At 63.5% G+C, this 24,243-nt stretch carries 21 protein-coding genes; 11 read left to right on the top strand and 10 right to left on the bottom strand.

Translation table 11 applies throughout. The annotated features are described in order from the left end of the window. Positions 1–2: 2 nt before the first annotated feature. Together U9R80_RS15795 and U9R80_RS15790 are read right to left on the bottom strand one after the other, a co-directional pair. Positions 3–1,076, bottom strand: a complete 1,074-nt coding sequence (locus U9R80_RS15795; protein WP_301841089.1) for an NAD(P)-dependent alcohol dehydrogenase — start codon at positions 1,074–1,076, stop codon at positions 3–5. A 158-nt stretch (positions 1,077–1,234) separates the two neighbouring features. Beyond that, the gene (locus U9R80_RS15790; RefSeq protein WP_301841091.1) at positions 1,235–2,050 is read right to left on the bottom strand and encodes a gamma-glutamyl-gamma-aminobutyrate hydrolase family protein; all 816 of its coding nucleotides are present in this window, start codon (positions 2,048–2,050) and stop codon (positions 1,235–1,237) included. Between the two features lie 415 nt (positions 2,051–2,465). Between U9R80_RS15790 and U9R80_RS15785 the strand changes: the two genes are divergently transcribed. Further along, positions 2,466–2,756 carry a hypothetical protein gene (locus U9R80_RS15785; RefSeq protein WP_301841093.1) on the top strand — a complete coding sequence of 97 codons (291 nt, stop codon included), beginning with the start codon at positions 2,466–2,468 and terminating at the stop codon, positions 2,754–2,756. Between the two features lie 84 nt (positions 2,757–2,840). Here U9R80_RS15785 and U9R80_RS15780 read toward each other — a convergent pair whose 3' ends face one another. The 6 genes from U9R80_RS15780 to U9R80_RS15755 form a co-directional block, all read right to left on the bottom strand. Continuing rightward, the gene (locus tag U9R80_RS15780) at positions 2,841–3,629 is read right to left on the bottom strand and encodes an amino acid ABC transporter ATP-binding protein (RefSeq protein ID WP_301841094.1); all 789 of its coding nucleotides are present in this window, start codon (positions 3,627–3,629) and stop codon (positions 2,841–2,843) included. Positions 3,630–3,647: 18 nt separating this feature from the next. After that, positions 3,648–4,889 (bottom strand): NAD(P)/FAD-dependent oxidoreductase, encoded by a 1,242-nt coding sequence (locus U9R80_RS15775; RefSeq protein WP_301841097.1) that lies wholly within the window; start codon positions 4,887–4,889, stop codon positions 3,648–3,650. A gap of 26 nt (positions 4,890–4,915) precedes the next feature. Beyond that, the gene (locus U9R80_RS15770; protein ID WP_028941990.1) at positions 4,916–5,626 is read right to left on the bottom strand and encodes an ABC transporter permease; all 711 of its coding nucleotides are present in this window, start codon (positions 5,624–5,626) and stop codon (positions 4,916–4,918) included. After that, a complete protein-coding gene (locus U9R80_RS15765) occupies positions 5,623–6,342 on the bottom strand; it encodes an ABC transporter permease (protein WP_301841100.1) in 720 nt (239 codons plus the stop codon). The genes U9R80_RS15770 and U9R80_RS15765 overlap by 4 nt, the downstream gene beginning before the upstream one ends. 98 nt (positions 6,343–6,440) lie before the next feature. Further along, positions 6,441–7,199 carry a transporter substrate-binding domain-containing protein gene (locus U9R80_RS15760; RefSeq protein ID WP_301841102.1) on the bottom strand — a complete coding sequence of 253 codons (759 nt, stop codon included), beginning with the start codon at positions 7,197–7,199 and terminating at the stop codon, positions 6,441–6,443. Positions 7,200–7,230: 31 nt separating this feature from the next. Continuing rightward, positions 7,231–8,100, bottom strand: coding sequence for a MurR/RpiR family transcriptional regulator (locus U9R80_RS15755; RefSeq protein ID WP_301841104.1), 870 nt, complete (start codon positions 8,098–8,100; stop codon positions 7,231–7,233). Positions 8,101–8,249: 149 nt separating this feature from the next. Here U9R80_RS15755 and U9R80_RS15750 point away from each other — a divergent pair, with 149 nt between their 5' ends. Continuing rightward, entirely contained in the window at positions 8,250–9,275 is a 1,026-nt protein-coding gene (locus tag U9R80_RS15750) for an Ldh family oxidoreductase (protein WP_301841106.1), read from the top strand. A gap of 49 nt (positions 9,276–9,324) precedes the next feature. Here the strand turns inward: U9R80_RS15750 and U9R80_RS15745 are convergent, their stop codons facing one another. Then, a complete protein-coding gene (locus U9R80_RS15745) occupies positions 9,325–9,759 on the bottom strand; it encodes a hypothetical protein (RefSeq protein ID WP_301841108.1) in 435 nt (144 codons plus the stop codon). A 52-nt stretch (positions 9,760–9,811) separates the two neighbouring features. Beyond that, entirely contained in the window at positions 9,812–10,873 is a 1,062-nt protein-coding gene (locus tag U9R80_RS15740) for a hypothetical protein (protein ID WP_301841109.1), read from the bottom strand. Between the two features lie 250 nt (positions 10,874–11,123). Between U9R80_RS15740 and U9R80_RS27345 the strand changes: the two genes are divergently transcribed. The 9 genes from U9R80_RS27345 (at position 11,124) to U9R80_RS15700 (ending at position 24,240) form a co-directional block, all read left to right on the top strand. Continuing rightward, positions 11,124–11,399, top strand: coding sequence for a response regulator transcription factor (locus U9R80_RS27345; protein WP_367619276.1), 276 nt, complete (start codon positions 11,124–11,126; stop codon positions 11,397–11,399). Beyond that, complete coding sequence (locus U9R80_RS15735) at positions 11,297–11,578, top strand: response regulator transcription factor (protein WP_301841111.1); 282 nt, start codon at positions 11,297–11,299, stop codon at positions 11,576–11,578. Before U9R80_RS27345 ends, U9R80_RS15735 begins: the two co-directional genes overlap by 103 nt. Positions 11,579–11,669: 91 nt before the next feature. Then, positions 11,670–12,863 (top strand): amino acid aminotransferase, encoded by a 1,194-nt coding sequence (locus U9R80_RS15730; protein WP_301841115.1) that lies wholly within the window; start codon positions 11,670–11,672, stop codon positions 12,861–12,863. Positions 12,864–13,116: 253 nt separating this feature from the next. Continuing rightward, the gene (locus tag U9R80_RS15725) at positions 13,117–14,394 is read left to right on the top strand and encodes a serine/threonine transporter (RefSeq protein WP_301841117.1); all 1,278 of its coding nucleotides are present in this window, start codon (positions 13,117–13,119) and stop codon (positions 14,392–14,394) included. 163 nt (positions 14,395–14,557) lie between these two features. Further along, a complete protein-coding gene (gene tpx, locus U9R80_RS15720; protein WP_301841119.1) occupies positions 14,558–15,058 on the top strand; it encodes a thiol peroxidase in 501 nt (166 codons plus the stop codon). Positions 15,059–15,273: 215 nt separating this feature from the next. Then, complete coding sequence (locus tag U9R80_RS15715) at positions 15,274–16,557, top strand: MdtA/MuxA family multidrug efflux RND transporter periplasmic adaptor subunit (protein ID WP_442964913.1); 1,284 nt, start codon at positions 15,274–15,276, stop codon at positions 16,555–16,557. After that, the gene (locus tag U9R80_RS15710; protein WP_301841121.1) at positions 16,554–19,655 is read left to right on the top strand and encodes an MdtB/MuxB family multidrug efflux RND transporter permease subunit; all 3,102 of its coding nucleotides are present in this window, start codon (positions 16,554–16,556) and stop codon (positions 19,653–19,655) included. Before U9R80_RS15715 ends, U9R80_RS15710 begins: the two co-directional genes overlap by 4 nt. Then, a complete protein-coding gene (locus U9R80_RS15705; protein WP_301841122.1) occupies positions 19,652–22,759 on the top strand; it encodes an efflux RND transporter permease subunit in 3,108 nt (1,035 codons plus the stop codon). The genes U9R80_RS15710 and U9R80_RS15705 overlap by 4 nt, the downstream gene beginning before the upstream one ends. After that, positions 22,756–24,240, top strand: coding sequence for an efflux transporter outer membrane subunit (locus U9R80_RS15700; RefSeq protein WP_301841124.1), 1,485 nt, complete (start codon positions 22,756–22,758; stop codon positions 24,238–24,240). The genes U9R80_RS15705 and U9R80_RS15700 overlap by 4 nt, the downstream gene beginning before the upstream one ends. Positions 24,241–24,243: the final 3 nt, after the last annotated feature.

Here is a 24,243-nt window from a genome sequence, read left to right as displayed (position 1 = left end):
GCTTACGGGGTGATCGCGACTTTCATGACCCCGTCACGCTGGTGCGCGAACAGCTCATAGGCCGCTTCGATGTCGTCGAGCTTGAAGCGGTGGGTCACCAGCGGCTTGAGGTCGACGCTGCCGCTGCCCACCACCTCCATCAGCCGCCGCATGCGCTCCTTGCCGCCGGGGCACAGGGTACTGACGATGCTGTAGTCACCCAGCCCGGCGGCAAAGGCCGACAGCGGAATGCTCAGGTCGGACGAATACACCCCAAGGCTCGACAGCGTGCCACCCGGCCGCAGGATGCGCAGCGCCGACTCGAAGGTCGATTGCGTGCCCAGGGCTTCGATCGACACGTCCACCCCCCGGCCCTGGGTCAGGGCCATGATCTGCTCCACCACGTTGCCTTGCTTGAAATCGACCACGTGGGTGGCGCCCAGCTGGCGGGCAACGCTCATGCGCGCGGGCACGGTGTCGACGCCGATGATGGTGGTCGCACCCATCAACTTGGCCCCGGCCACGGCGCACAAGCCAATCGGCCCCAGGGCGAACACTGCGACGGTGTCGCCAATACGCACGCCCCCGCGTTCAGCGCCGCAGAAGCCGGTAGACATGATGTCCGGGCACATCAGCACTTGCTCGTCGCTCAGGCCGTCGGGGATCGGTGACAGGTTGGCCATGGCATCGGGTACCAGCACGTATTCGGCCTGGCAGCCGTCGATGGTGTTGCCGAATTTCCAGCCGCCGGCCGGACGAAAGCCGTGGGCGGTGCCGGGGCCGTCCTGGGAAGCACAACCACACAGGCAGGCATAGCTGTGGCCGCTGGGGGTGATGGCGCCGGCGATCACCCGCTGACCTTCGCTAAAGCCCTGGACCTGGGAGCCGAGTTTTTCAATGATGCCGACCGGCTCGTGACCGATGGTCAGGCCTTTGGCGACCGGGTACTCGCCGCGCAGGATATGCACGTCGGTGCCGCAGAGGGTGGTGGTGGTAATGCGCAGCAGCGCATCGGAGGGACCCACTTCGGGAATGGGTTTTTCATCCAGAACAATGCGGTTTTTTTCGACGAAGATTGCCGCTTTCATGCGGGACATGGCCATTTCTCCTGAACAGGTGTGCGTGGCTGGGTCGTGCAGTCTTCGGTCAGGGTGCGCGTGTTGGGCGGGGATTGCTATTGATCGGGGTCATGAAAACGCAACGCGGGGCAAGCCCGCTCCTGTGCCAGGAGTGGGCTTGCCCCGCGATGTTTGCATCAGGCGGCGGAACTAAACTTCTTTACGCCTGAAACCTTGGCCACTTGCTTGCGGCAGGCTTCACCGAAGGCCTCGAACATTTTCACCGAGTCCGGGTTCTTCGCTGCTTGCCATTCCGGGTGCCACTGAACGGCGAACAGGAACGGCGACAGGCTAGGCGCGTGAATGGCCTCGACCAAGCCGTCTTCGGCGCGGGCCAGAGGCTCGATGCCCTTGCCGAGGTTTTTCAGGCCCTGGCCGTGCAGCGAGTTGACGCGGATTTCGTCGGTCTTGAGCAGCTTCTGCAGCCAGCTACCTTGCTCGATACGCACGTTGTGCACGGCGCTGTATTGCACATCGACCGGATCTTCCGGGTTTTCCCGGTGATCGTTGAAGCCCGCTTCGGCGTAGACCTTCTGGTAGATGTCACCCCCCAGGGCCACGTTGATTTCCTGCATGCCACGGCAGATACCGAAGATCGGCAAGCCACGGGCAATGGCCAGTTTCACCAGGGGGATGTCGAACAGGTCGCGGTTGCGGTCCTGGCCTTTGCCTGGGGTTTCGTTCTCCTGGCCGTACAGGGCCGGGTCGATGTTGCTGCCGGCACCGGTCAGGTACACGCCATCGGCCATGTCCAGGTAGGTTTCCAGGTCTTCGACACCGCAGCAGGTCGGAACCAGGACCGGTACGCAACCGGCGTGTTCAACCAGCGGGACGATGTATTTGTGGGTCATGACCTGATAGTCGTGACCTTTGCGCTCCTGGGAGCCCATGGTCATCAGGACGACGGGTTTACGAAGGGTTTGATTCTTATTGCCAATGTTGCTGTTGGGCATATGTCACCTTGGGACAGGCGCGGCCTGTCATTATTGTGCAGGCGCGCAATTGAAACCTGGGCGCTACCTGAGGCTTCGAGCACTGCCGGAACGCCGCTCAAGGCCAGCATTTCCGGTCGAAACCTGTCATACAGCTTGCCAGAGCCGTTTAATATGTCAAACGACTTCAGATTGCGCAGCCGAAGGCTCTCATTGCATGTGTGCAATTTCAGGGCTGCGGGCCAGGCGGGACGCTGCCGGCGTCGATTTTGCAGTTAATTATTATTAACAGCGCCGAGGGGCCCACCTATACTTTGCTCGTCGGCAACAGCCTGATGTCGTTGACCGGATCAAGACGCCTCTGATCCTGTGGTCATTTCTTTTGTAGTAGCCGGACGCGAGTCGTCATCTCTCAACGCTACACAGGGATCGCATCATGGATATTGTCAGTCTGGTGGTTCAGATCATCGCGGGCGTGGTCGGCGGCAATGCCGTCGGCATGAGCAAGCAAAGCATGGGGCCGGGGCTCAATTCGATTGTCGGCGGTATTGGCGGGGTGGTGCTGGGGCAGATCATTGCGGCCGTCACCGGTGAGCCGGGTGCGGCGGCGGCAGGGGGCGGGGTGGACCTGGCGGCGCTGATCAGCAGTATCGTCGGCGGTGGTGCCGGCGGTGCGGTGCTGACCTTCATCATCGGTCTGATCAAGTCGAAGATGCATCCGCAGTGAGAACATCGCGGGGCAAGTCGAGACGTCGCACCGCCGCTCCTTCAGGTAGGAGCGGCGGTGCGACTTGCCCCGCGATGGTTTCAGTCAGTGCAGAATCTGCGCAAGGAACCCCTTGGCCCGCGCAGTCTGCGGGTTATTGAAGAACGCCTCGGGGCTCGCATCCTCGATGATCTGCCCGCCGTCCAGAAACAGCACCCGTTCAGCCACTTGCCGGGCAAAGCCCATCTCGTGGGTCACGCACAGCATGGTCATGCCGGTGTCGGCCAGTTTCACCAGCACATCCAGCACTTCGGCAACCATTTCCGGGTCCAGCGCCGAGGTCGGTTCATCGAACAACATGATCTTGGGCTTCATGCACAGCGCCCGGGCAATCGCCACCCGCTGCTGCTGGCCACCGGAAAGCTGGCTGGGGTATTTGCCGGCCTGGCTCTCGATTCCCACCTTGTTCAAGTAGAACCGCGCACGCTCCTCGGCCTCCTTGCGTGACAGGCCGCGCACGGTCATCGGTGCCAGGGTGCAGTTGTCCAGCACGCTCATGTGCGGGAACAGGTTGAAGTGCTGGAACACCATGCCGATTTCGCTGCGCACCTGGCCCGCTTCACGGCTGGTCAGGGCAAGGTCGGTGTCGTTGACGCGGATGCTGCCATGCTCGGCGATTTCCAGGCGGTTGATGCAGCGGATCAAGGTCGACTTGCCCGACCCGGAAGGCCCGCACAGGACGATGCGTTCACCCTCGCGCACATTGAGGTTGATGTCGCGCAGCACATGGAAGGCGCCGTAGTGTTTGTTCAACCCCTCGATACGCACCACGACCTTGCGCGGGTCGGTTTGCGGGGCAGGGTGGCTGGATGCAAGGCTCAGTGAAGCGGTCATGTTGTTATTCTCCCGCGATCAATTGAAGCGTGCCGCGCTGTAGGGCGCAGGGTCGGTGAAGGTGGTTTCGCCGGTCATCATCTCGGCCAGCAAGCGGCCGCTGACCGGGCCCAGGGTCAGGCCATGGTGGGCGTGGCCAAAGTTGAACCACAGGCCCTTGTGGTAGGCGGCGGGGCCGATGACCGGGCGCATGTCGGGCAGGCACGGGCGTCGGCCCAGCCAGGGTTGGGCGTCGACGCGCTTGCCCAGTGGGAAGATCTTGCGCGCCAGGGCTTCACAGCGTTGCAGTTGGATCTCGTTGGCTGCATCAGTGCTGGCGGCAAACTCGATACCGGTGGTCAGGCGGATGCCCTGGGCCATCGGCGCCAGTACATAGCCGCCCTGGGCATCGCAGATCGAGTGCTTGAGCTGGGCGCCATCGCGGCCCTGGTAGTGCATGTGGTAGCCGCGCTTGATCTCCAGCGGAATGCTGTAGCCCAGCGGCCTGAACAGGTCGCCCGACTGTGGGCCGAGGGCAACCACGACCTCGGGTGCGGTGATCGGGCCCTGGCGGCTGTCGACCTGCCATTCGCTGTCGATCCGCCGCAGGGTGCGCGCATCGCCATGGATGAACTGGCCGCCGCGTTTGACGAACAGTGCCGCATAGCCACGGGTGAGCGCACCCGGGCTGGTGACGGTCTTGGGGTCGAGCCAGTGAATGCCGCCGACCACATCGCCGCTGAGGTCGGCTTCACGGGCATGCAGTTGCTGGCGATCGAGAATCTCGTAGCTCAGCCCATAGGGCTTGAGCGCATGGGCATCGGCCTGGGCCTTGCTGAAGGCGGCGTCGTTGCGAAACACCTCGATCCAGCCGTTGGCCTTCACCAGTTCGCCAAGCCCTGCAGCGTCGATCAGCGCGTCGTGTTCCTCCACGCAGCGCTCCACCAGCGGCAGCATGGCCCGGGTGGCCACGGCCAGGCCTGCGGCGGAGGAGTTCTGCCAGTACTTGAATAGCCAGGGCGCGATCTTCGGCACATGGGTCAGGCTGTAGCGCACGTCGGACTGACGATTGAGGCCGTAGCGCAGCAGGCTCGACAGCTCCCGGGGGAAGGCATAGGGAATGACGCTTGAGCGCTCGATCAGCCCGGCGTTGCCATGGCTGGTGCCGCTGCCCGGCTCGTCGCGGTCGATGAGGATGACCTTGCGCCCGCGGGCCTGCAGGTGCAGGGCCGTGCTGACGCCGACAATCCCGGCGCCCAGAACGATGGTTTGACAATGCATTGGAACGGTCCTCACAGAGCAGGCAATCAGCGCAGGTGGCGGCCCAGTCGGGCTTCTATGTGTTTGAGGCTGCGGCGCACGATCTCTACGATCAGCAGATAGAGCACGGCGGCCCAGAGGTAGATCTGGAAGTCGAAGCTGCGCGAGAAGGCAAGCTTGGTCACGCCCATCAGGTCGTAGATGGTCACCAGCGAAGCGATCGCACTGGCCTTGATCATCAGGATCAGTTCATTGCCCAGCGGGCCGATGGCAACGATCAGCGATTGCGGCAGGATCACCTTGAAGAAGGTGGTCGAGCGCTTGAGGCTCAAGGCCTTGGCCGCTTCGTACTGGCCGGGGGCAACGGCCAGCAGGCTGCCGCGGAAGATCTCGGCCTGGTAGGCGGCGGTGTTGAGGGTGAAGGCAAGCACCGTGCAGTACCAGGCATCGCGGAAGAACCACCACAGGCCCACGTCCTGCCAGAAGCCCTTGAGCGAGCCCAGGCCGTAGTACAGCAGGAACAGCTGCGCCAGCAGCGGCGAGCCACGGAAGAAGTAGATGTAGCCGGCGCTGAAGCGCTGCAGCAGCACGTTGTTCGACAGCCGCGCCAGGGCCAGCAGCATGCCCAGCAGGGCGCCCAGGGTGAAGGAAATCGCCACCAGCTTGCCGGTCACCAGCAGGCCATCGATAAAGCGGGGGCCGTAGCGTTCGAGCAGGTCGGGGTCCAGTACCAGGGCCAGCAGTTGATCGAAACTCATGTCCGGGCACTCCGCATGTGGCGACTGAAATACTGCTCGATGTACACGAAGACCCGGCCCGACAGCGCCGAGAACAGCAGGTAGCCCAGGCAGGCGACGCCGTAGAAGAACATCGGTTCCTTGGTCACGCTGACGGCAAGGTTGGTCTGGCGCATCAGGTCAACCAGCGAGATGGTCGAGACCAGCGAGGTGTCCTTGAGCAGCGACAGCCAGTTGTTCGACAACCCCGGCATGGCGATGCGCACCAGTTGCGGGAACACCACTTTGCGAAAGGTGGTGGCCTTGCTCAGGCCCAGGGCCTGGGAGGCTTCGTACTGGCCCTTGGCAACCGTCTTGAAAGCGCCCAGCCAGATTTCGCTGGAGAAGGCGGCGAATACCAGGCTGAAGGCGATCATCGCGGCCAGGAACGTGTTGATCATCACTTCGCCTTCATAGCCCATGGCGGCGAGGATTTTCTGCGCGGCGATCTGGCAGCCGTAGTAGATGATCAGCAGGGTGAGCAGTTCAGGCAGGCCACGGAACACCGTGGAGAACACCGTGGCCACGGCCCGTGGGAAACGCTTGGGCGAGCGCGCCATCAGCGCCACGCCCAGGCCCAGCGGCAGGCCGATGGGCAGGCAGGCCAGGGCCAGGGAAATGGTCACCAGGGCGCCGGCCAGCAGGGCCTGGCCCCAGCCGCCGCTGGCGAAAGATAACAGGGACAGTTGTTCGAGCATGGGCGAACCCTCTCGCGGGAAGAGTGAGCGGTGTTGGCGTTGGGGTTTCGCCGGGCAAGCCCGCTCCTACGGTAGGAGCGGGCTTGCCCGGCGATGCATCACTGATAGATATCGAAGTCGAAGTAGCGACTGGCGATCTTCTGGTAGGTGCCGTTGGCGACGATTTCGTCCAGCGCCTTGTTCAGCCGCTCGCGCAGGGCGGTGTCTTCCTTGCGCACGGCAATCGAGGCGTCGGCCTTGGTGCCATTGACGTCGCCGAGGATCTTGCAGCAGTCCTTGCCTGCCTTGCCCAGCCATTCGTGCAGGGGGAATTTGTCGGCGATCACACCGTCCAGGCGCCCGGCAGCGAGGTCGGCGTTGGCTTCATCGAGGGTGGGGTAGAGCTTGACGTCGGCACCGGCCTTGCCATAGACGTCTTCGGCGTAGATGGCCTGGGTCGAGGAGGCTTGCGCACCGACCGTGTAGCCCTTGAAGTCGGTCTGGGCGTCGCTGATTTCGCTGTCCTTGGGCACGGCAACCGACAGCGGGGTCTTGTAGTAGTGGTTGGTGAAGGCGATCTTCTTGCGCCGCTCCTGGGTGTCGATCATCGAGGCCACCACCGCGTCGTACTTCTTGGCCATCAGCGCCGGGATGATGCCTTCCCAGTCCTGGGCAACGAGGGTGCATTCGACTTTCATCTGCTCGCAAAGGGCTTTGGTGATGTCCACATCAAAGCCATGCAGCTGGTTATCCGAATCGACATAGTTGAACGGCGGGTAGGCGCCTTCAGTGGCAATCTTGAGGGTCTCGGCCTGGGCCGAAGTGATGCCGGCCAGCAGCAGGGCGCACGCACCTGCAAAGCGGATAACGGGTTTCATGTCACACCTCGATCTGTTGTTTGCACTCTTGCTATTGTTTGCTCGCTGACGTGTAGCCAACGAATTCGTTGTGTAGAGCGGCAGTTGCTTCCAAGCGTTTTTCAACATCCGGTCCTAGCTTCTTGCAGACCTCGTTGACCATCAGGTGTACCCACGACAGCATCGTCGCGGTGGACTCCCAGAACAGATTGAATTCGGTGGGGATACGAAACACCTCATCGGCGTTGGCATCGGCCCAGTCACAGAAGGTGTCGGTAACCAGTGTTACCGGGATGCCCGCTTCGCGTGCCTTGCGGCACAGGGTCAGGGCATGGCGTGAGTAGCGACGGGCCTCGAACACCACCAGGGCGCTGTCGGCCGGGGCGCTCAGCAGCACCTCGCCAAAATGCCCGGCGCTGCCATCGACCACCTGCACGCCATCACGCAGGTACTGCAGCAGGTGGGTCATGCACAGGGCGATGCCGCGCTCGGTCTGAAAGCCGGCGACAAACACCTTGCGCCGCTGCGCCAGGCGCTGGCTGACGGTTTGCCAGGCGTCGGTACGGCTGTACTCGTAGACCCGCACCAGCGCCCCGACTTCCTGCTCGAGGCTGCGGGCGATGCCGGCGGCATCCTTGCCATGGTGTTGGCGGAATTCTTGCAAACGATCACCGACCAGCCAGGGTCCATCGCCCAGGTCGTCCTTGAGATCGTGTTTGAGGGCCTTGAGGTGTTCATAGCCCAGGGCACGGCAGAACCGCCCGACACTGGACTCACTGACGCCGATTTTCGCCGCCAGGCTTGCCGAGGTTTCAAACGGCAGGTCGGTGAGGTTGGCGAGCATGTAGCTGGCGATCTTGCGACCCGAAGCCGCTGCGTTATGCAGGCTGTTTTCCAGGCGTTGCTTGATCGGTTGGCTCACGGGCGATTCTCGAAGGCGGTTGCACTTGGAAACAGAAAATGAATGTTTTCTGTCATCAAGTCAATATTTGACAGTTTGCTGTCACTGCGCGAGAGTTCCCGGCATGCCCAGCGCTGCAGCCCATACCAAATCCAATAAGGGAGCTTCAGATGTCCGCACGCCCCGACACTGCTGTCACGCAGATTGCCTTTGCCGACCTGCAGGCCTTGTTGCACCGGATCTTTGTTCTAAACGGCACCAGTGACGCGGTGGCCGCCAGCCTTGCCTACAACTGCGCCAGCGCCCAGCGCGACGGCGCTCACAGTCATGGCGTATTCCGTATTCCCGGTTATGTGTCGACCCTGGCCAGCGGCTGGGTCGATGGCCAGGCGGTGCCTGTGGTGGAAGACGTGGCCAGCGGTTTCGTGCGCGTCGATGCCGGGGGCGGGTTCGCCCAGCCAGCCCTGGCGGCCGCCCGCGCGCTGCTGGTGAAGAAGGCCCGCAGCGCCGGGATCGCCGTGCTGGCCATCCATAACTCCCATCACTTCGCTGCGCTCTGGCCTGATGTCGAGCCGTTCGCTGAAGAAGGGCTGGTGGCCTTGAGCGTGGTCAACAGCATGACTTGCGTGGTGCCCCACGGTGCCCGCCAACCGCTGTTCGGCACCAACCCGATTGCCTTTGCCGCGCCCTGCGCCGAGAGCGACCCTATCGTGTTCGACATGGCCACCAGCGCCATGGCCCACGGCGATGTACAGATCGCCGCACGCAAGGGCGAGATGCTGCCCAATGGCATCGGCGTAGACAGCGAGGGCCAGCCGACCCGCGACCCCCACAAGATTCTCGACGGTGGCGCTCTGTTGCCCTTCGGCGGGCACAAGGGCTCGGCACTGTCGATGATGGTCGAGTTGCTGGCTGCGGCGTTGACCGGTGGCAACTTCTCGTTCGAGTTCGACTGGTCACAGCACCCCGGGGCGAAAACCCCCTGGACCGGGCAGTTGATCATCGTCATCGACCCGGGCAAGGCCGAAGGCAACCACTTTGCCGAGCGCAGCCGGCAGCTGGTGGAGCAGATGCACGCGGTGGGCTTGAGCCGCATGCCGGGCGAGCGGCGTTTTCGCGAGCGCGAGGCTTCCGAGCAGGAGGGCGTGAGCCTGACGGTGCAGGAGCTTGAGCAATTGCAGGCGATGGCGGGGTAGGCGGGATGAGAGCACCCCGGGCCGTCTGACGGCGGCCCGGGGTGAAACACTAGAGTTTGAGCCCGTCGTAAACACCGATCGTGCTGTTGTGGTCAACATGGGCCTTGCGGTAGTGGTAGCACTCCTTGGCATTGTTGGTGTTGCCACCAAAGCCTGCGGCGTTCTTGATGACTTCGTATTTTGTCGTACCTGTCCAGGTCACGATCCAGTTGATCCTTCCTGAGTAATCGAACTCGGCATTCCTGGCATTGAGAACGCCCAGGTAGTTGCCGATGTCTTCGAGGGTGTCCTTGTACATGAACATCACCGTATTGGGATATTCATGCCCCATTTCTTCCTTGCGCGCCTGCAGGATGATGCCGGCGCGGTGGATGACATCCTTCAGGTCGTCCTCGACATGGGGCATGTCCACGAAGGGATGGATGCCATGATTGCCGAGCGGGCGAATGTGCTTCACAAAAAAATCGTCGGTCAGGTTGTACATGTCCGTGTCCTCATGGCAGCCCCGCAGGGCTGCCTCCTTGCAGGTTGATTGATCAGTGCTGAAGGTCCTGGGCCGAGGTCTTGCCTGGCCATACGCCCGTCATCTGGATTTCCCGGCTGCCGGTCAGCCACTGGCCCAGCGGGCTCGGCCAACTGAAGCTGTAGCTGTCACTGTTCAGCACGCCCTTGAACTTCACCTGGGCGGTGATGTTGGTGGCGTTGAGCGGGATGTTGCCGACGGTTTTCGACAGACCGCCACTGAGGCTGAACGACTGGTGTTGCTTGCCGGTCGGCGTGTCGTAGTCGAGGGTGATATCGGTGATGTAGGTGCAGCCGGGCTTGTTGTTGAACAGGATCTGTAGCCCGCCCAGGCGGGTGATCCAGTTGGGGATCAACAGCTCGCCATCGAACGAGGCGAAGGTGTAGGCGATGGGGATCGGCTGGCTGGCCAGCGTGCTGGCCTTGTCGGGCCACAGGTGCTGGTCGACGCTTTTGGTCTGGTTGGTCGACACATACGAGCCCTTGGCGTCGGCGCTGGCCAGCAGGTCCTGCACGCCCCCGACGGAGCCGGTAACCGAGAACGAGGAGCTGTCGTCCTGGGAGCCGACGTTAAGCCCGCTGGTGGCGTAGATCACGCTGGTGACCACGCCGAAGCCCTGGGCGATACCGGTGCTCGACGCCATGCTGACCCGCGCCGCCTGATCCTTGAGCCACTGCAGGGTCTGGGGCTGGGTCAGGACCGTGAGGTCGGCCAGGTACGACTCCGAGGCAATGCCGAACTCGGAGGCGATGGAGCCGGTGGAGGCAAAATCCCACTTCACTTCCGTGCCGGCGGTGATCTTGGTGCCGGTTTCAGGGTCGGTGGCCGAGCCGTCCAGGGTGACGCTGCTCTGGGTGCGTTTCACATTGCTCGACGACAGCTTCCATTGGTTGGGGGCATTGCGCGTGCTGATCGTCAGCCCGGGTGCTTGCTCCTGCACCAGGGTGAAGTCGCCATTGTCGGGTGAGACAAAGCCGACACTGCCGACCTTGAGTTTCTGGTCGAGGGTCCAGTTGCCCCAGTACGCGGCGCGGCCATTGCGGATCAGATCGGTAAACGAGCGGTTCCAGTACATGGTGTGCATTCCTTTTCCGTTGAGTGAGGCCGAGCAGCGACTCGCAGCGGCACTCCCTGCCGCCGACCACCGGGTTGAAAAACGTCGGCGGTTGAATGATCTATCTGCCAATTGAGTAGGAACATTCGGCAAATGCGGTATGTAACGAAGGCAGTCCGGGTCAGCCTTGACAGTGGTTTGGCAGGTCCTAGGCTTGGTTTTCAGGCGCCGGCAAGCCATCGCGCGGCAGCGAACAGTTCAGGGACAGAACATGCGATTGAGCGACCGGGAAACCGAAGTGCTTTCGTGGGTTGCGCGTGGGTTGACTGATCGGGAAGTTGCCCGGCGGTTGTCCATCGCCCTGTCTACGGCGCGCAAACACCGCGAGAATGTGCACGCCAAACTCAAGGTCGGCAGGGCCAGTGCGTTGGTGGCGCGCTACCTGTGCCTGGCCTCAGCCCCGACCTTGAGGCCGGGCAACCAAGGTTGCCGACGCCGTTGTCTGCACGTGAACAGCACGTGCTTGGCTGCCTGGCCCAGGGGCTGAGCGACAAGCAGATTGCCCGCGCGCTGGGTATCAGCGACCAGACCGCGCGTACCCATCGACGCAACATGCTCGACAAGACGTCGACGGCCAATGTCTGTGCGCTGTTGTACCTGGCCTTCACCCACGGCTGGCTGCCATGGCCGGGCAGGGCCCACCCCATGCAGGGATGCACAGATTAATTGCACCAACGGACATGTTGCTTCGGCGCGGCTACAGGTATCCTCGGCACAGTCTTTTTTCGATTTGCCCAGACCCAAGGAGCTGCACGCTGTGTTCAAACATGTCGATGCCTATGCCGGCGATCCGATTCTGTCCCTGATGGAGACCTTCAAGGCCGACCCTCGTGCCAACAAGGTCAACCTGAGTATCGGCCTGTATTACGACGCCGCCGGCGTGGTTCCGCAGCTGGCGGCGGTGGGCGAAGCCGAGCGACGCATGGCCGGCCAGCCGCACGAAGCCTCGCTGTACCTGCCGATGGAAGGCCTGAACAGCTATCGCCAGGCGATCCAGGCGCTGCTGTTCGGCGCTGACCATCCCGCCGTGCAGGGCGGCCGCGTGGCCACCGTGCAGACCGTCGGCGGCTCCGGCGCGCTGAAAGTCGGTGCCGACTTCCTCAAGCGTTACTTCCCGCAATCCCAGGTATGGGTGAGCAATCCGACCTGGGACAACCACCGGGCGATCTTTGAAGGCGCAGGTTTTACCGTCAACACCTACCCCTACTTCGACCAGGGCACCCGTGGCCTGGACTTCGACGGCATGCTGGCGACCCTCAACACCTTGCCGGCCAACAGCGTCGTGTTGCTGCACCCGTGCTGCCACAACCCCACGGGTGTCGACCTGAGCCAGGCGCAATGGCAGCAGGTGATCGAGGTGGTCAAGGCGCGCACCCTCATTCCCTTCCTGGACATCGCCTACCAGGGCTTCGGCGAAGGCCTGGACGAAGACGCCTATGCCATTCGCGAAGTGGCCCGTGCCGGCGTGCCGTGCCTGGTCAGCAACTCGTTCTCGAAGATCTTCTCGCTGTATGGCGAGCGGGTAGGCGGGCTGTCGGTGGTCTGTGACGACGCCGATACCGCCCAGAGCGTGCTGGGCCAGCTCAAGGCCACCGTGCGCCGCAACTACTCCAGCCCGCCGAACTTCGGTGCCCAGCTGGTCGCCGCGGTGCTGGGCGACGCCGAGCTCAATGCCCAATGGGCGGTGGAAGTGGAGCAGATGCGCCTGCGCATCCTGCAAATGCGCCAGGGCCTGGTGGATGCCCTGGCCGTGCTGCTGCCGGGCCAGGACTTCAGCTTCTTCCTGAGCCAGCGTGGGATGTTCAGCTACACCGGCCTGAGCGTCGAGCAGGTCCGTCGCCTGCGTGACGAGTTCGGTGTGTACCTGATCGACAGCGGCCGGGTGTGCATGTCGGGCCTGCGCCCGGACAACCTGCAACAAGTGGCCGAGGCCATCGCCGCCGTTCAATAACCCCCTGTAGGAGCGGGCTTGCCCCGCGACGAGGCCAATCCAGGCGATAGAGGTGTATTGGCTGGATTGGCCCCGTCGCGGGGCAAGCCCGCTCCTACATGCTGTAAAAGGTGCAACCGCTCCTCGGTCAAGACTTTGCAAGTGCAACCAATGGGCGCACAATCGCGCCCCTCTTTGTATGGTTGAGCAGCGGTGAGGCCTCTGTCTCGCTGTTCTCAGCCCTGTTGCAGTTTGCGAGTGGAGTTGCACCCGGATGAACGAGCAGGCCCAAAGCGTTGAACAACGCTACGAATCGACCCCAGTTGCCCTCGGCAGCTGGGCCCGCCAGGACACCACCTGGATGCTGGGCCTGTTTGGCACAGCCATCGGCGCCGGGACCTTGTTCCTGCCGATCAACGCCGGGCTCGGAGGCTTCTGGCCCCTGCTGATCCTGGCGCTGCTAGCCTTCCCCATGACCTACTACGCGCACCGCGGCCTGACCCGCTTCGTGCTCTCCGGGCGCGAGGGTGCCGACATCACCGAGGTGGTCGAAGAGCACTTCGGCATCAAGGCGGGCGCCCTGATCACCTTGCTGTACTTCTTCGCCATCTTCCCGATCCTGCTGATCTACAGCGTGGCGCTGACCAACACCGTCGGCAGCTTCATGGAGCACCAGTTGCACATCGAGCCGCCACCGCGCGCGGTGCTGTCGTTCGTGCTGATCCTGGGGCTGCTGGCCATCGTTCGCTGCGGCGAGCAGGCCACCGTCAAGGTCATGAGCCTGCTGGTCTATCCGTTTATCGTCGCCCTGGCCTTTCTGGCGGTGTTCCTGATTCCGCACTGGAGCGGCGGTATCCTCACCACCGCCACCGAGCTGCCGTCGGGTTCGGCATTCCTGCACACGCTGTGGCTGGCCATTCCGGTGATGGTGTTCTCGTTCAACCACTCGCCCATCATCTCGGCCTTTGCCGTGGACCAGAAGCGCCGCTACGGCGTGCACGCCGATGAGCGCAGCGGCCAGATCCTGTGCCGCGCCCACCTGCTGATGGTGGCGATGGTGATGTTCTTCGTATTCAGCTGCGTCCTGACCCTGACGCCCGCCCAACTGGCCGAAGCCAAGGCGCAGAACCTGTCGATCCTGTCGTACCTGGCCAACCACTTCAGCAACCCGACCATTGCCTTTGCCGCGCCGCTGATTGCCTTCATCGCCATTGCCAAGTCGTTCCTGGGCCACTACATCGGCGCCAGCGAAGGCCTCAAGGGCCTGATCGTCAAGACCGGCAAGCGCCCCGGCGCCAAGGCCCTGGACCGCATGACCGCAGCGTTCATGCTGGTGATCTGCTGGATCGTCGCTACCCTCAACCCGAGCATCCTGGGCATGATCGAGACCCTGGGTGGCCCGGTGATCGCGGCGATCCTGTTCCTGATGCCGATGTATGCCATCCGCAAAGTGCCGGCCATGCGCAAATACAGCGGGCAGATGTCCAACGTCTTTGTGGTTGCCGTCGGCCTGGTGGCGATCTCCGCGCTGGTGTATTCGCTGCTCAGCTGATGACCAAACAGCTATCCGGAAGCAGGATTGTCTGCTTTCGGATAGCTGGTTTGTCCACAAAAATTGTCTGGCAATGCAACAATTTATCCTTCCCCCATAGGTGCCTGGGCACTTTCGTGATTAACTCTGGTCCTTTACTCACCCCCGCATAAGGACTCAGCTCATGGCTCAAGTGACTCTCAAAGGCAACCCGGTTCAGGTCAAAGGCGAACTGCCGAAAGTCGGCGCCCAGGCTCCAGCGTTTTCCCTGGTTGGTGCTGGCCTGGCTGACGTGACCCTGGCAAGCCTTGCCGGCAAGCGCAAAGTGCTGAACATCTTCCCAAGCGTCGACACCCCGACCTGCGCGACCTCGGTCCGCACCTTCAACAAGAAGGCTGGCGAACTGAATAACACCGTGGTGCTGTGCATCTCGGCCGACCTGCCATTCGCCCAGGCGCGCTTCTGCGGCGCTGAAGGCCTGGAAAACGTCCAGAACCTGTCCACCCTGCGGGGCCGCGAGTTCATCGAGAACTACGGCGTTGCCATCGCCGACGGCCCGCTGGCCGGCCTGACTGCCCGTGCCGTGGTGGTGCTGGACGAGAACGACAAGGTGCTGCACGCCGAGCTGGTGGGCGAAATTGCTGACGAGCCGAACTACGATGCAGCGCTGGCTGTTCTGAAGTAAGGCTTATCGCGGGGCAAGTCCGCGCCTACGGTAGGAGCGGGCGTGCCCCGCGAAGCTGTAAAGAGTTGTTACGGCCTGGACTTGTCCAGGCCGTTTTTATTTAAACTTCATCGGTTTACCTACGTAAGCCAAAGTAAATTGCCGGTAAAGGCGCTTTGCTTATCTCGCTGCAGTGCTTATCGTTCAGCCTCCTCAAAAGAATTCCTCTTCGCACAATGGTCGATCAACCGATGCTTTCTCGTTCCCGTTCCTCTCGTCGCTGGCTTGTCGGCCTGCTGATCCTGCTGCTGGTCGCCGGCCTTTGCTGGTGGCTGTGGCCGTCGCCAGCCGCCCACAAGGCGGCCGGTGCGCCGGGGGGCAAGGGCGGTCGGCCCGGTTTTGGCGCCTTTGGCGGGCCGGTGCCGGTGCGTGTGGAGCCGGCGACTGTGGGCGACTTCCCGGTGTACCTCAAGGCCCTGGGCACGGTGACGGCAACCAACACCGTCAATGTCCGCAGCCGGGTGGGCGGTGAGCTGGTCAAGGTCAACTTCCAGGAAGGGCAGAAGGTCAAGAGCGGCGACCTGCTCGCCGAGATCGACCCGCGCAGCTACCAGATCGCCCTGCAACAGGCCGAAGGCACCCTGGCGCAGAACCAGGCGCAACTGAAAAACGCCCAGATCGACCTGGAACGCTACAAAGGCCTGTATGCCGAAGACAGCATCGCCAAGCAGACGCTCGACACCCAAGTGGCACTGGTCGGCCAGTTCCAGGGCACGATCAAGACCAACCAGGCAGCGGTCGGCGATGCCAAGCTGAACCTGGATTTCACCCGCATCCGCGCGCCGATCACCGGCCGTCTGGGCTTGCGTCAGCTCGATGTCGGCAACCTGGTGGCGGCCAACGACACCACCGCCCTGGTGGTGATTACCCAGACCCAGCCGATCACCGTGGCGTTCACCTTGCCCGAATCTGAACTCAACACGGTCCTGGCGCGCTACCGCAGCGGCGCCAAGCTGCCGGTGGAAGCCTGGGACCGGGGTGATACACAGCAGCAGGCGGTCGGCGTGCTGCGCAGCCTCGACAACCAGATTGACACCACCACCGGCACCCTGAAGTTCAAGGCCTATTTCGAGAACCAGGACGAAGCCCTGTTCCCCAACCAGTTCGTCAATGTGCGCCTGCTGGCCGACACCCTCAAAGACGTGGTGCTGGCCCCTTCGGCGGCGATCCAGTTCGGCACCGACGGCTCGTTCGTGTATGTGCTGGAAGGGGAGAACAAGGTGCGCATTCGCCCACTCAAGCTGGGTGCCAGCGATGGCGAGCACACCGTGATCGTTGAAGGCCTGGCCAAGGGCGAGCGGGTAGTGCTCGAAGGCACCGACCGTCTGCGTGACGGCAGTGACGTCGAAGTGGTCAATGACAGCTCCGAAGTACCGGTGACACCCGGCCAGCACCTGCAAGGCCAGGACAAGAAAGACGCCTCCGTTACCCCGGGCACCCAGGGCAAGGCCGGCGCATGAACCTCTCGCGGCTGTTCATCCTGCGCCCGGTGGCGACCACCCTGAGCATGCTGGCCATCGTTCTGGCCGGCCTGATCGCCTACAAGATGCTGCCGGTGGCGGCATTGCCCCAGGTCGATTACCCCACCATCCGGGTCATGACCCTTTACCCGGGCGCCAGCCCCCAAGTGATGACCAGTGCGGTCACCGCGCCCCTGGAGCGCCAGTTCGGGCAGATGCCCGGGCTCACCCAGATGGCTTCCACCAGCTCCGGCGGCGCCTCGGTGCTGACCCTGCGCTTCAGCCTGGACATGAACATGGACGTGGCCGAGCAGCAGGTGCAGGCGGCCATCAACGCCGCCACCAATCTGCTGCCCACCGACCTGCCGGCACCGCCGGTGTACAACAAGGTCAACCCGGCCGATACGCCGGTGCTGACCCTGGCCATTTCCTCTCAAACCATGCCGCTGCCCAAGCTCAATGACCTGGTCGACACCCGGGTGGCGCAGAAGATCGCGCAAATTGGCGGCGTCGGCATGGTCAGCATCGCCGGCGGCCAGCGCCAGGCGGTGCGGATCAAGGTCAACCCTGATGCCCTGGCGTCGGCGGGCCTGAACCTCGCCGATGTACGCACCCTGATCGGTGCCTCCAACGTCAACCAGCCCAAGGGCAACTTCGACGGCCCGACCCGGGTGTCGATGCTCGACGCCAATGACCAGCTGCGGTCCCCCGAGGAATACGCCAACCTGATCCTGGCCTACAACAACGGTGCGCCCCTGCGCCTGAAGGACGTTGCCGAGATCGTCGACGGCGCCGAGAACGAGCGCCTGGCGGCCTGGGCCAACCAGAACCAGGCGGTGTTGCTGAACATCCAGCGCCAGCCGGGCGCAAACGTTATCGAGGTGGTCGACCGGATCAAGGCCATGCTGCCGTCGATCACCGACAACCTGCCGGCGGGCCTGGACGTCACCGTGCTCACCGACCGTACCCAGACCATCCGCGCCTCGGTCAAGGACGTCCAGCATGAGCTGCTGATCGCCATCGCCCTGGTGGTGATGGTGACGTTCGTGTTCCTGCGCCGTTTCAGCGCCACCATCATTCCGTCGGTGGCGGTACCGCTGTCGCTGATCGGCACCTTCGCCGTCATGCACCTGGCCGGGTTCTCGATCAACAACCTCACGCTGATGGCCCTGACCATTGCCACCGGCTTTGTGGTGGACGACGCCATCGTCATGCTGGAGAACATCTCGCGGCATATCGAAGAGGGCGAGACGCCGATGCAAGCGGCGCTCAAGGGCGCCCGGCAGATCGGCTTCACCCTGATTTCGTTGACCTTCTCGCTGATCGCGGTGCTGATCCCGCTGCTGTTCATGGCCGATGTGGTCGGCCGGCTGTTCCGCGAGTTCGCCATCACCCTGGCGGTGGCCATCCTGATTTCCCTGGTGGTGTCGCTGACCCTGACGCCGATGATGTGCGCGCGCTTGCTCAAGCGCGAGCCCAAGCCTGAAGAGCAAAGCCGGTTCTACCGCGCCAGCGGCGCCTGGATCGACTGGATGATTCAGCATTACGGCCGCGGCCTGCAGTGGGTGCTCAAGCATCAACCGCTGACCCTGCTGGTGGCGGTTGCCACCCTGGGCCTGACCGTGCTGCTGTACCTGGTGGTGCCCAAGGGCTTCTTCCCGGTGCAGGACACCGGCGTCATCCAGGGCATTTCCGAGGCGCCGCAGTCGGTGTCGTTCGCTGCCATGAGCCAGCGCCAGCAGGCACTGAGCGCGATCATCCTGCAGGACCCGGCGGTGCAGAGCCTGTCGTCCTACATCGGTGTCGATGGCGACAACGCCACCCTCAACAGCGGCCGCTTGCTGATCAACCTCAAGCCCCATGGCGAGCGTGACCTCACCGCGACCCAGGTGATTGCCCGCCTGCAGCCGGAAGTCGACAAGCTGATCGGCATCCGCCTGTTCATGCAGCCGGTGCAGGACCTGAGCATCGAAGACCGGGTCAGTCGCACCCAGTACCAGTTCAGCCTGTCGTCGCCCGATGCCGAGCTGCTGGCGCAGTGGAGCGGCAAGCTGGTCGATGCCCTGCAGCAGCGCCCGGAGCTCACCGACGTGGCCAGCGACCTGCAGGACAAGGGCCTGCAGGTGTTCCTGGTGATCGACCGCGATGCCGCCAGCCGCCTGGGCATCAATGTCGCCGATATCACCAACGCGCTGTACGACGCCTTCGGCCAGCGGCAGATCTCGACGATCTACACCCAGGCCAGCCAGTACCGTGTGGTCTTGCAGGCCGAAGCGGCGTCCACGCTGGGGCCGCAAGTGCTCGAGCAGATCCACGTCAAGGCCACGGATGGCGGCCAGGTACGGCTGTCGAGCCTGGCGCGCATCGAGCAGCGCCAGGCACAGCTGGCGATCGCCCATATCGGCCAGTTCCCGGCGGTGATGATGTCGTTCAACCTCGGCCAGGGCGTGGCCCTGGGTGAGGCGGTCAAGGTGATCGAGCAGGTGCAGCAGGAGATCGGCATGCCAGTCGGGGTGCAGACCCGCTTTCAGGGCGCCGCCGAAGCCTTCCAGGCCTCGCTGTCGAGCACCTTGCTGTTGATCCTGGCGGCGGTGGTGACCATGTACATCGTGCTTGGCGTGCTCTACGAGAGCTACATCCACCCGGTGACCATCCTCTCGACCCTGCCGTCGGCGGCGGTGGGCGCCTTGCTGGCGTTGATCCTGTCCGGCAACGACCTGGGCATGATCGCCATCATCGGCATCATTCTGTTGATCGGTATCGTCAAGAAGAACGCGATCATGATGATCGACTTCGCCCTCGAGGCCGAGCGCAACCAGGGCGTGGCCCCGCAGACGGCGATCTACCAGGCGGCGCTGTTGCGCTTCCGGCCCATCCTGATGACCACCCTGGCGGCGCTGTTCGGCGCTATCCCGTTGATGCTCGCCACCGGCTCCGGCGCCGAGCTGCGTCAACCGCTGGGCTTGGTGATGGTGGGCGGGTTGCTGGTGAGCCAGGTGCTGACGCTCTTTACCACCCCGGTCATTTACCTGTACTTCGACCGCCTGGCTCGCCGCTGGCGCCGTCAGCCTGACACCGCGGTGCAGGCCCAGCCATGAACCTCTCCGCACCGTTCATCCGCCGGCCGGTAGCGACCATGCTGCTGAGCCTGGCGATCATGCTGCTGGGCGGCGTCAGCTTCGGCCTGTTGCCCGTGGCGCCGCTGCCGCAGATCGAGTTCCCGGTGATCGTGGTCCAGGCCAACCTTCCCGGCGCCAGCCCCGAGGTCATGGCCTCGACGGTGGCGACCCCGCTGGAGCGCTCCATGGGCGCGATTTCCGGGGTCACGACGCTGACCAGCAGCTCCAGCCAGGGTTCGACCCGGGTGATCCTGGGCTTTGACCAGGGCCGGGATGTCGATGCCGCAGCCCGCGAGGTGCAGGCGGCGATCAACGCCTCGCGAAACCTGCTGCCCAGTGGTATGCGCAGCATGCCCACCTACAAGAAATTCAACCCTTCCCAGGCACCCATCATGGTGCTGGCGCTGACTTCCAGCGTGCTGCAGAAGGGCCAGCTCTATGACCTGGCCTCGACCATCCTGTCCCAGAGCCTGTCCCAGGTGCCCGGGGTTGGTGAAGTACAAATCGGCGGCAGTTCTTTGCCTGCGGTGCGCATCGAGCTCGAGCCGCAGTTGCTCAACCAATACGGCGTGGCCCTGGACGATGTGCGCCAGACCATCGCCAACGCCAACCAGCGCCGGCCCAAAGGCTTTATCGAGGACGGCCAGCGCAATTGGCAGGTACAGGCCAACGACCAGCTGGAAAAAGCCAAGGACTACGAGCCCCTGGTGATTCGCTACCAGGACGGCGCGGTGCTGCGCCTGAGCCATGTGGCCAAGGTCAGCGATGCGGTGGAGAACCGCTACAACAGCGGCTTCTTCAATGACCAGCAAGCGGTGCTGCTGGTGATCAACCGCCAGACCGGCGCCAACATCATCGAGACCGTGAACAAGATCAAGGAGCAGTTGCCGGCCCTTGAATCGCTGATGCCGGCCAGCGTCAAGCTGGACGTGGCCATGGATCGCTCACCAGTGATCACCGCGACCCTCAAGGAAGCTGAGCACACCCTGATCATTGCCGTGGTCCTGGTGGTGCTGGTGGTGTTCCTGTTCCTGGGCAACCTGCGCGCCTCGCTGATCCCGACCCTGGCGGTGCCGGTGTCGCTGGTGGGGACCTTTGCGGTCATGTACCTGTGCGGTTTCTCATTGAACAATTTGTCGCTGATGGCGCTGATCCTCGCCACCGGCCTGGTGGTCGATGACGCCATCGTGGTGCTGGAGAACATCTCCCGGCACATCGACGAAGGCGTGCCGCCGATGCGCGCCGCCTTCCTGGGGGCCAAGGAAGTCGGCTTCACCTTGCTGTCGATGAACCTCTCGCTGGTGGTGGTGTTCGTCTCGATCCTGTTCATGGGCGGCATTGTCGGTTCGCTGTTTCGCGAGTTCTCCATCACGCTGGCGGCGGCGATCATTGTCTCGCTGGTGGTCTCCCTGACCTTGACGCCGATGCTCTGCGCCCGCTGGCTGAAGGCTCACCCCGAAGGCGAGCAGACCCGCTTGCAGCGTTGGAGCGAGCAGCTCAATCAGCGCATGATGGCAGGCTACGCACGCACGCTGGACTGGGTCTTGCGCCACCGGCGCCTGACGTTGCTCAGCCTGCTGGTGACCATCGCCGTCAACATCGCCCTGTATGTGGTGGTGCCCAAGACCTTCCTGCCGCAGCAGGACACCGGGCAGTTGATGGGCTTTGTGCGCGGCGACGATGGCCTGTCGTTCCAGGTGATGCAGCCGAAGATGGAAATCTACCGCCGCGCCTTGCTCAAGGACCCGGCCGTGCAGAGTGTGGCCGGCTTTATCGGCGGCAACAGCGGCACCAATAACGCCATGATCCTGGTGCGCCTCAAGCCGATCAGCGAGCGCAAGGACTCGGCGCAGAAGATCATCGAGCGGCTGCGCAAGGAAATGCCCAAGGTGCCGGGCGGGCGATTGTTCCTCATGGCCGACCAGGACCTGCAGTTTGGTGGCGGTCGCGACCAGAGCACCTCGCAGTTCCTCTATACCCTGCAAAGCAGCGAGCTGTCGGCCTTGCGCGAGTGGTACCCGAAGGTGGTCGCAGCCTTCAAGGCGCTGCCTGAGCTGACCGCCATCGATGCCCGCGAAGGTGGCGGCACCGAACAGATCACCCTGGTGGTCGACCGCGAACAGGCCAAGCGCCTGGGCATCGACATGAGCATGGTGACCTCGGTGCTCAACAACGCCTACAGCCAGCGGCAGATCTCGACCATCTATGACAGCCTGAACCAGTACCAGGTGGTGATGGAGGTCAACCCCAAGTATGCCCAGGACCCGCGCACCCTGGAGCAGGTCCAGGTCATCACCGCAGAGGGTGCCCGGGTGCCGCTGTCGACCTTTGCCCACTACGAGAACAGCCTGGCCGATGACCGGGTCAGCCATGAAGGCCAGTTCGCCTCCGAGAACATCAACTTCGACGTTGCCGAAGGCTACAGCCAGGACCAGGCCTTGGCCGCGGTGGAGCGGGCAGTGGCCAAGGTCGGCCTGCCCGAGGATGTGATTGCCAAGGTGGGCGGTACCGGCGATGCCTTCGCCAAGAGCCAGGAAGGGCAACCGTGGATGATTCTCGGTGCCTTGCTGGCGGTGTACCTGGTGCTCGGCATTCTCTACGAGAGCTACATCCACCCCCTGACCATTCTCTCGACCCTGCCTTCGGCCGGCGTCGGGGCCTTGCTCACCCTGTACGTGGTGGGCAGCGAGTTCAGCCTGATTTCGCTGCTCGGGCTGTTCCTGCTCATCGGCGTGGTGAAGAAAAACGCGATCATGATGATCGACCTGGCCTTGCAGCTGGAGCGTCACGAACACCTGACTCCGGAGGAGTCGATCCGCCGGGCCTGCCTGCTGCGCCTGCGGCCGATCCTGATGACCACCCTGGCCGCGATCCTTGGTGCCTTGCCGCTGTTGCTCAGCCATGCCGAGGGCTCCGAGATGCGCCAGCCGCTGGGCCTGACCATCATCGGCGGGCTGGTGTTCAGCCAGGTCCTTACGCTTTACACCACCCCTGTGGTCTACCTCTATCTGGACCGCCTGCGCCATCGTTTCAACCACTGGCGCGGCGTGCGCACCGACGCTGCTTTGGAAACCCCGCTATGACCCGACGTCCGATCCTTTCCAACCGCACGCTGCAGCTGCTCGGCGCCCGTGGTTCACGCTTGTTGACCTGCAGCCTGTGCCTGGCCATGCTCAGCGCCTGCACCCTGAGCCCGGACTACCACCGACCGCAAAGCCCCACGCCGGCGCAGTTCAAGCACGCTGCCGGCTGGTCCCAGGCCAATCCGTCGGATGCCCTGGCGCGTGGGGCCTGGTGGGAGCTGTATGGCGATGCCCGGCTCAATGGCCTGGTTGACGAGCTCAATGCCAGCAACCAGACCGTCGCCCAGTACGAAGCCCAGTACCGCCAGGCCCAGGCCCTGGTGCGCAGTGCCCGTGGCGCACTGTTTCCAAGCCTTGACCTGAACGCCGGCAAGACCCGCTCCAGCCAGGGCACCGGCAGCTCCAGCTCCAGCCTGAGCAACAACAGCAGCGGGATTCGCAACACCTACAGCACCACCCTCGGTGTGAGCTGGGAGGCCGACCTCTGGGGCAAGCTGCGCGACAGCCTGGCGGCCAATGAAGCCAGCGCCCAGGCGAGCCTTGCCGACATGGCGGCGATCCGCCTGAGCCTGCAGTCGGAGCTGGTGCAGAACTACCTGCAGTTGCGGGTCATGGACGAACAGAAACGCCTGCTCGAAGCCACGGTCGTGGCCTACCAGCGCTCGCTGACCATGACTGAAAACCAGTACCGTGCCGGCGTCTCCGGCAAGGACGCGGTGGCCCAGGCGCAAACCCAGCTCAAGACCACCCAGGCCGATCTGGTCGACCTGGTCTGGCAGCGCGCCCAGCTGGAAAATGCCATCGCGGTATTGCTGGGCAAGGCGCCGGCGGACTTTGCCCTGGCCGACAGCCAGGACATCCCGGCACTGCCGCAGGTGCCGCTGGCGCTGCCGTCGCAATTGCTGGAGCGCCGTCCTGACATCGCCTCGGCCGAGCGCAAGGTCATGTCGGCCAATGCCAGCATCGGCGTGGCCAAGGCCGCCTATTTCCCGGACCTGACCCTGAGCCTCAACGGTGGCTACAGCAGTAGCAGCTTCAACGACTGGATCAGCCTGCCGAACCGGTTCTGGTCGGTGGGCCCGCAACTGGCCATGACCCTGTTCGATGGCGGCCAGCGGTCGGCCGAAGTCGATCGCACCGAAGCCGTCTACGACCAGACCGTGGCCCAGTACCGCCAGGCCGTGCTGGATGGTTTCAAGGAAGTGGAAAACTACCTGGTGCAGCTCAAGGTCTACGAAGACGAAGCGCGGATTCGCAGCGAAGCCCTGGACTCTGCCCGCGAGTCCTTGCGCCTGACCAACAACCAGTACAAGGCAGGTCTGATTGCCTACCTGGACGTGGTCAACGTACAGACCACGGCACTGAGCAACGAGCGCAGCGTCCTGAACCTGCTGCAAGGGCGCCTGGTGGCGAGTGTGCAGTTGATTGCCGCATTGGGCGGCGGCTGGGAGGCGCCGTCGGCGTTTGCCGAGGCGCCTTGAACA

This window comes from Pseudomonas sp. JQ170C, from assembly GCF_035581345.1.
Lineage (GTDB): Bacteria > Pseudomonadota > Gammaproteobacteria > Pseudomonadales > Pseudomonadaceae > Aquipseudomonas.
This window is presented reverse-complemented; position numbering and strand designations above follow the sequence as displayed.

Coding starts and splice junctions, on each gene's coding strand:
- U9R80_RS15745 (WP_301841108.1), bottom strand. CDS start 9,759: ATGTACAACCTGACCGACGATTTTTTTGTGAAGCACATTCGCCCGCTC.
- U9R80_RS15765 (WP_301841100.1), bottom strand. CDS start 6,342: ATGCTCGAACAACTGTCCCTGTTATCTTTCGCCAGCGGCGGCTGGGGC.
- U9R80_RS15795 (WP_301841089.1), bottom strand. CDS start 1,076: ATGTCCCGCATGAAAGCGGCAATCTTCGTCGAAAAAAACCGCATTGTT.
- U9R80_RS15790 (WP_301841091.1), bottom strand. CDS start 2,050: ATGCCCAACAGCAACATTGGCAATAAGAATCAAACCCTTCGTAAACCC.
- U9R80_RS15770 (WP_028941990.1), bottom strand. CDS start 5,626: ATGAGTTTCGATCAACTGCTGGCCCTGGTACTGGACCCCGACCTGCTC.
- U9R80_RS15780 (WP_301841094.1), bottom strand. CDS start 3,629: ATGACCGCTTCACTGAGCCTTGCATCCAGCCACCCTGCCCCGCAAACC.
- U9R80_RS15740 (WP_301841109.1), bottom strand. CDS start 10,873: ATGTACTGGAACCGCTCGTTTACCGATCTGATCCGCAATGGCCGCGCC.
- U9R80_RS15725 (WP_301841117.1), top strand. CDS start 13,117: ATGAACGAGCAGGCCCAAAGCGTTGAACAACGCTACGAATCGACCCCA.
- U9R80_RS15715 (WP_442964913.1), top strand. CDS start 15,274: ATGGTCGATCAACCGATGCTTTCTCGTTCCCGTTCCTCTCGTCGCTGG.
- U9R80_RS15775 (WP_301841097.1), bottom strand. CDS start 4,889: ATGCATTGTCAAACCATCGTTCTGGGCGCCGGGATTGTCGGCGTCAGC.
- U9R80_RS15785 (WP_301841093.1), top strand. CDS start 2,466: ATGGATATTGTCAGTCTGGTGGTTCAGATCATCGCGGGCGTGGTCGGC.
- U9R80_RS15760 (WP_301841102.1), bottom strand. CDS start 7,199: ATGAAACCCGTTATCCGCTTTGCAGGTGCGTGCGCCCTGCTGCTGGCC.
- U9R80_RS15705 (WP_301841122.1), top strand. CDS start 19,652: ATGAACCTCTCCGCACCGTTCATCCGCCGGCCGGTAGCGACCATGCTG.
- tpx (WP_301841119.1), top strand. CDS start 14,558: ATGGCTCAAGTGACTCTCAAAGGCAACCCGGTTCAGGTCAAAGGCGAA.
- U9R80_RS27345 (WP_367619276.1), top strand. CDS start 11,124: ATGCGATTGAGCGACCGGGAAACCGAAGTGCTTTCGTGGGTTGCGCGT.
- U9R80_RS15750 (WP_301841106.1), top strand. CDS start 8,250: ATGTCCGCACGCCCCGACACTGCTGTCACGCAGATTGCCTTTGCCGAC.
- U9R80_RS15700 (WP_301841124.1), top strand. CDS start 22,756: ATGACCCGACGTCCGATCCTTTCCAACCGCACGCTGCAGCTGCTCGGC.
- U9R80_RS15710 (WP_301841121.1), top strand. CDS start 16,554: ATGAACCTCTCGCGGCTGTTCATCCTGCGCCCGGTGGCGACCACCCTG.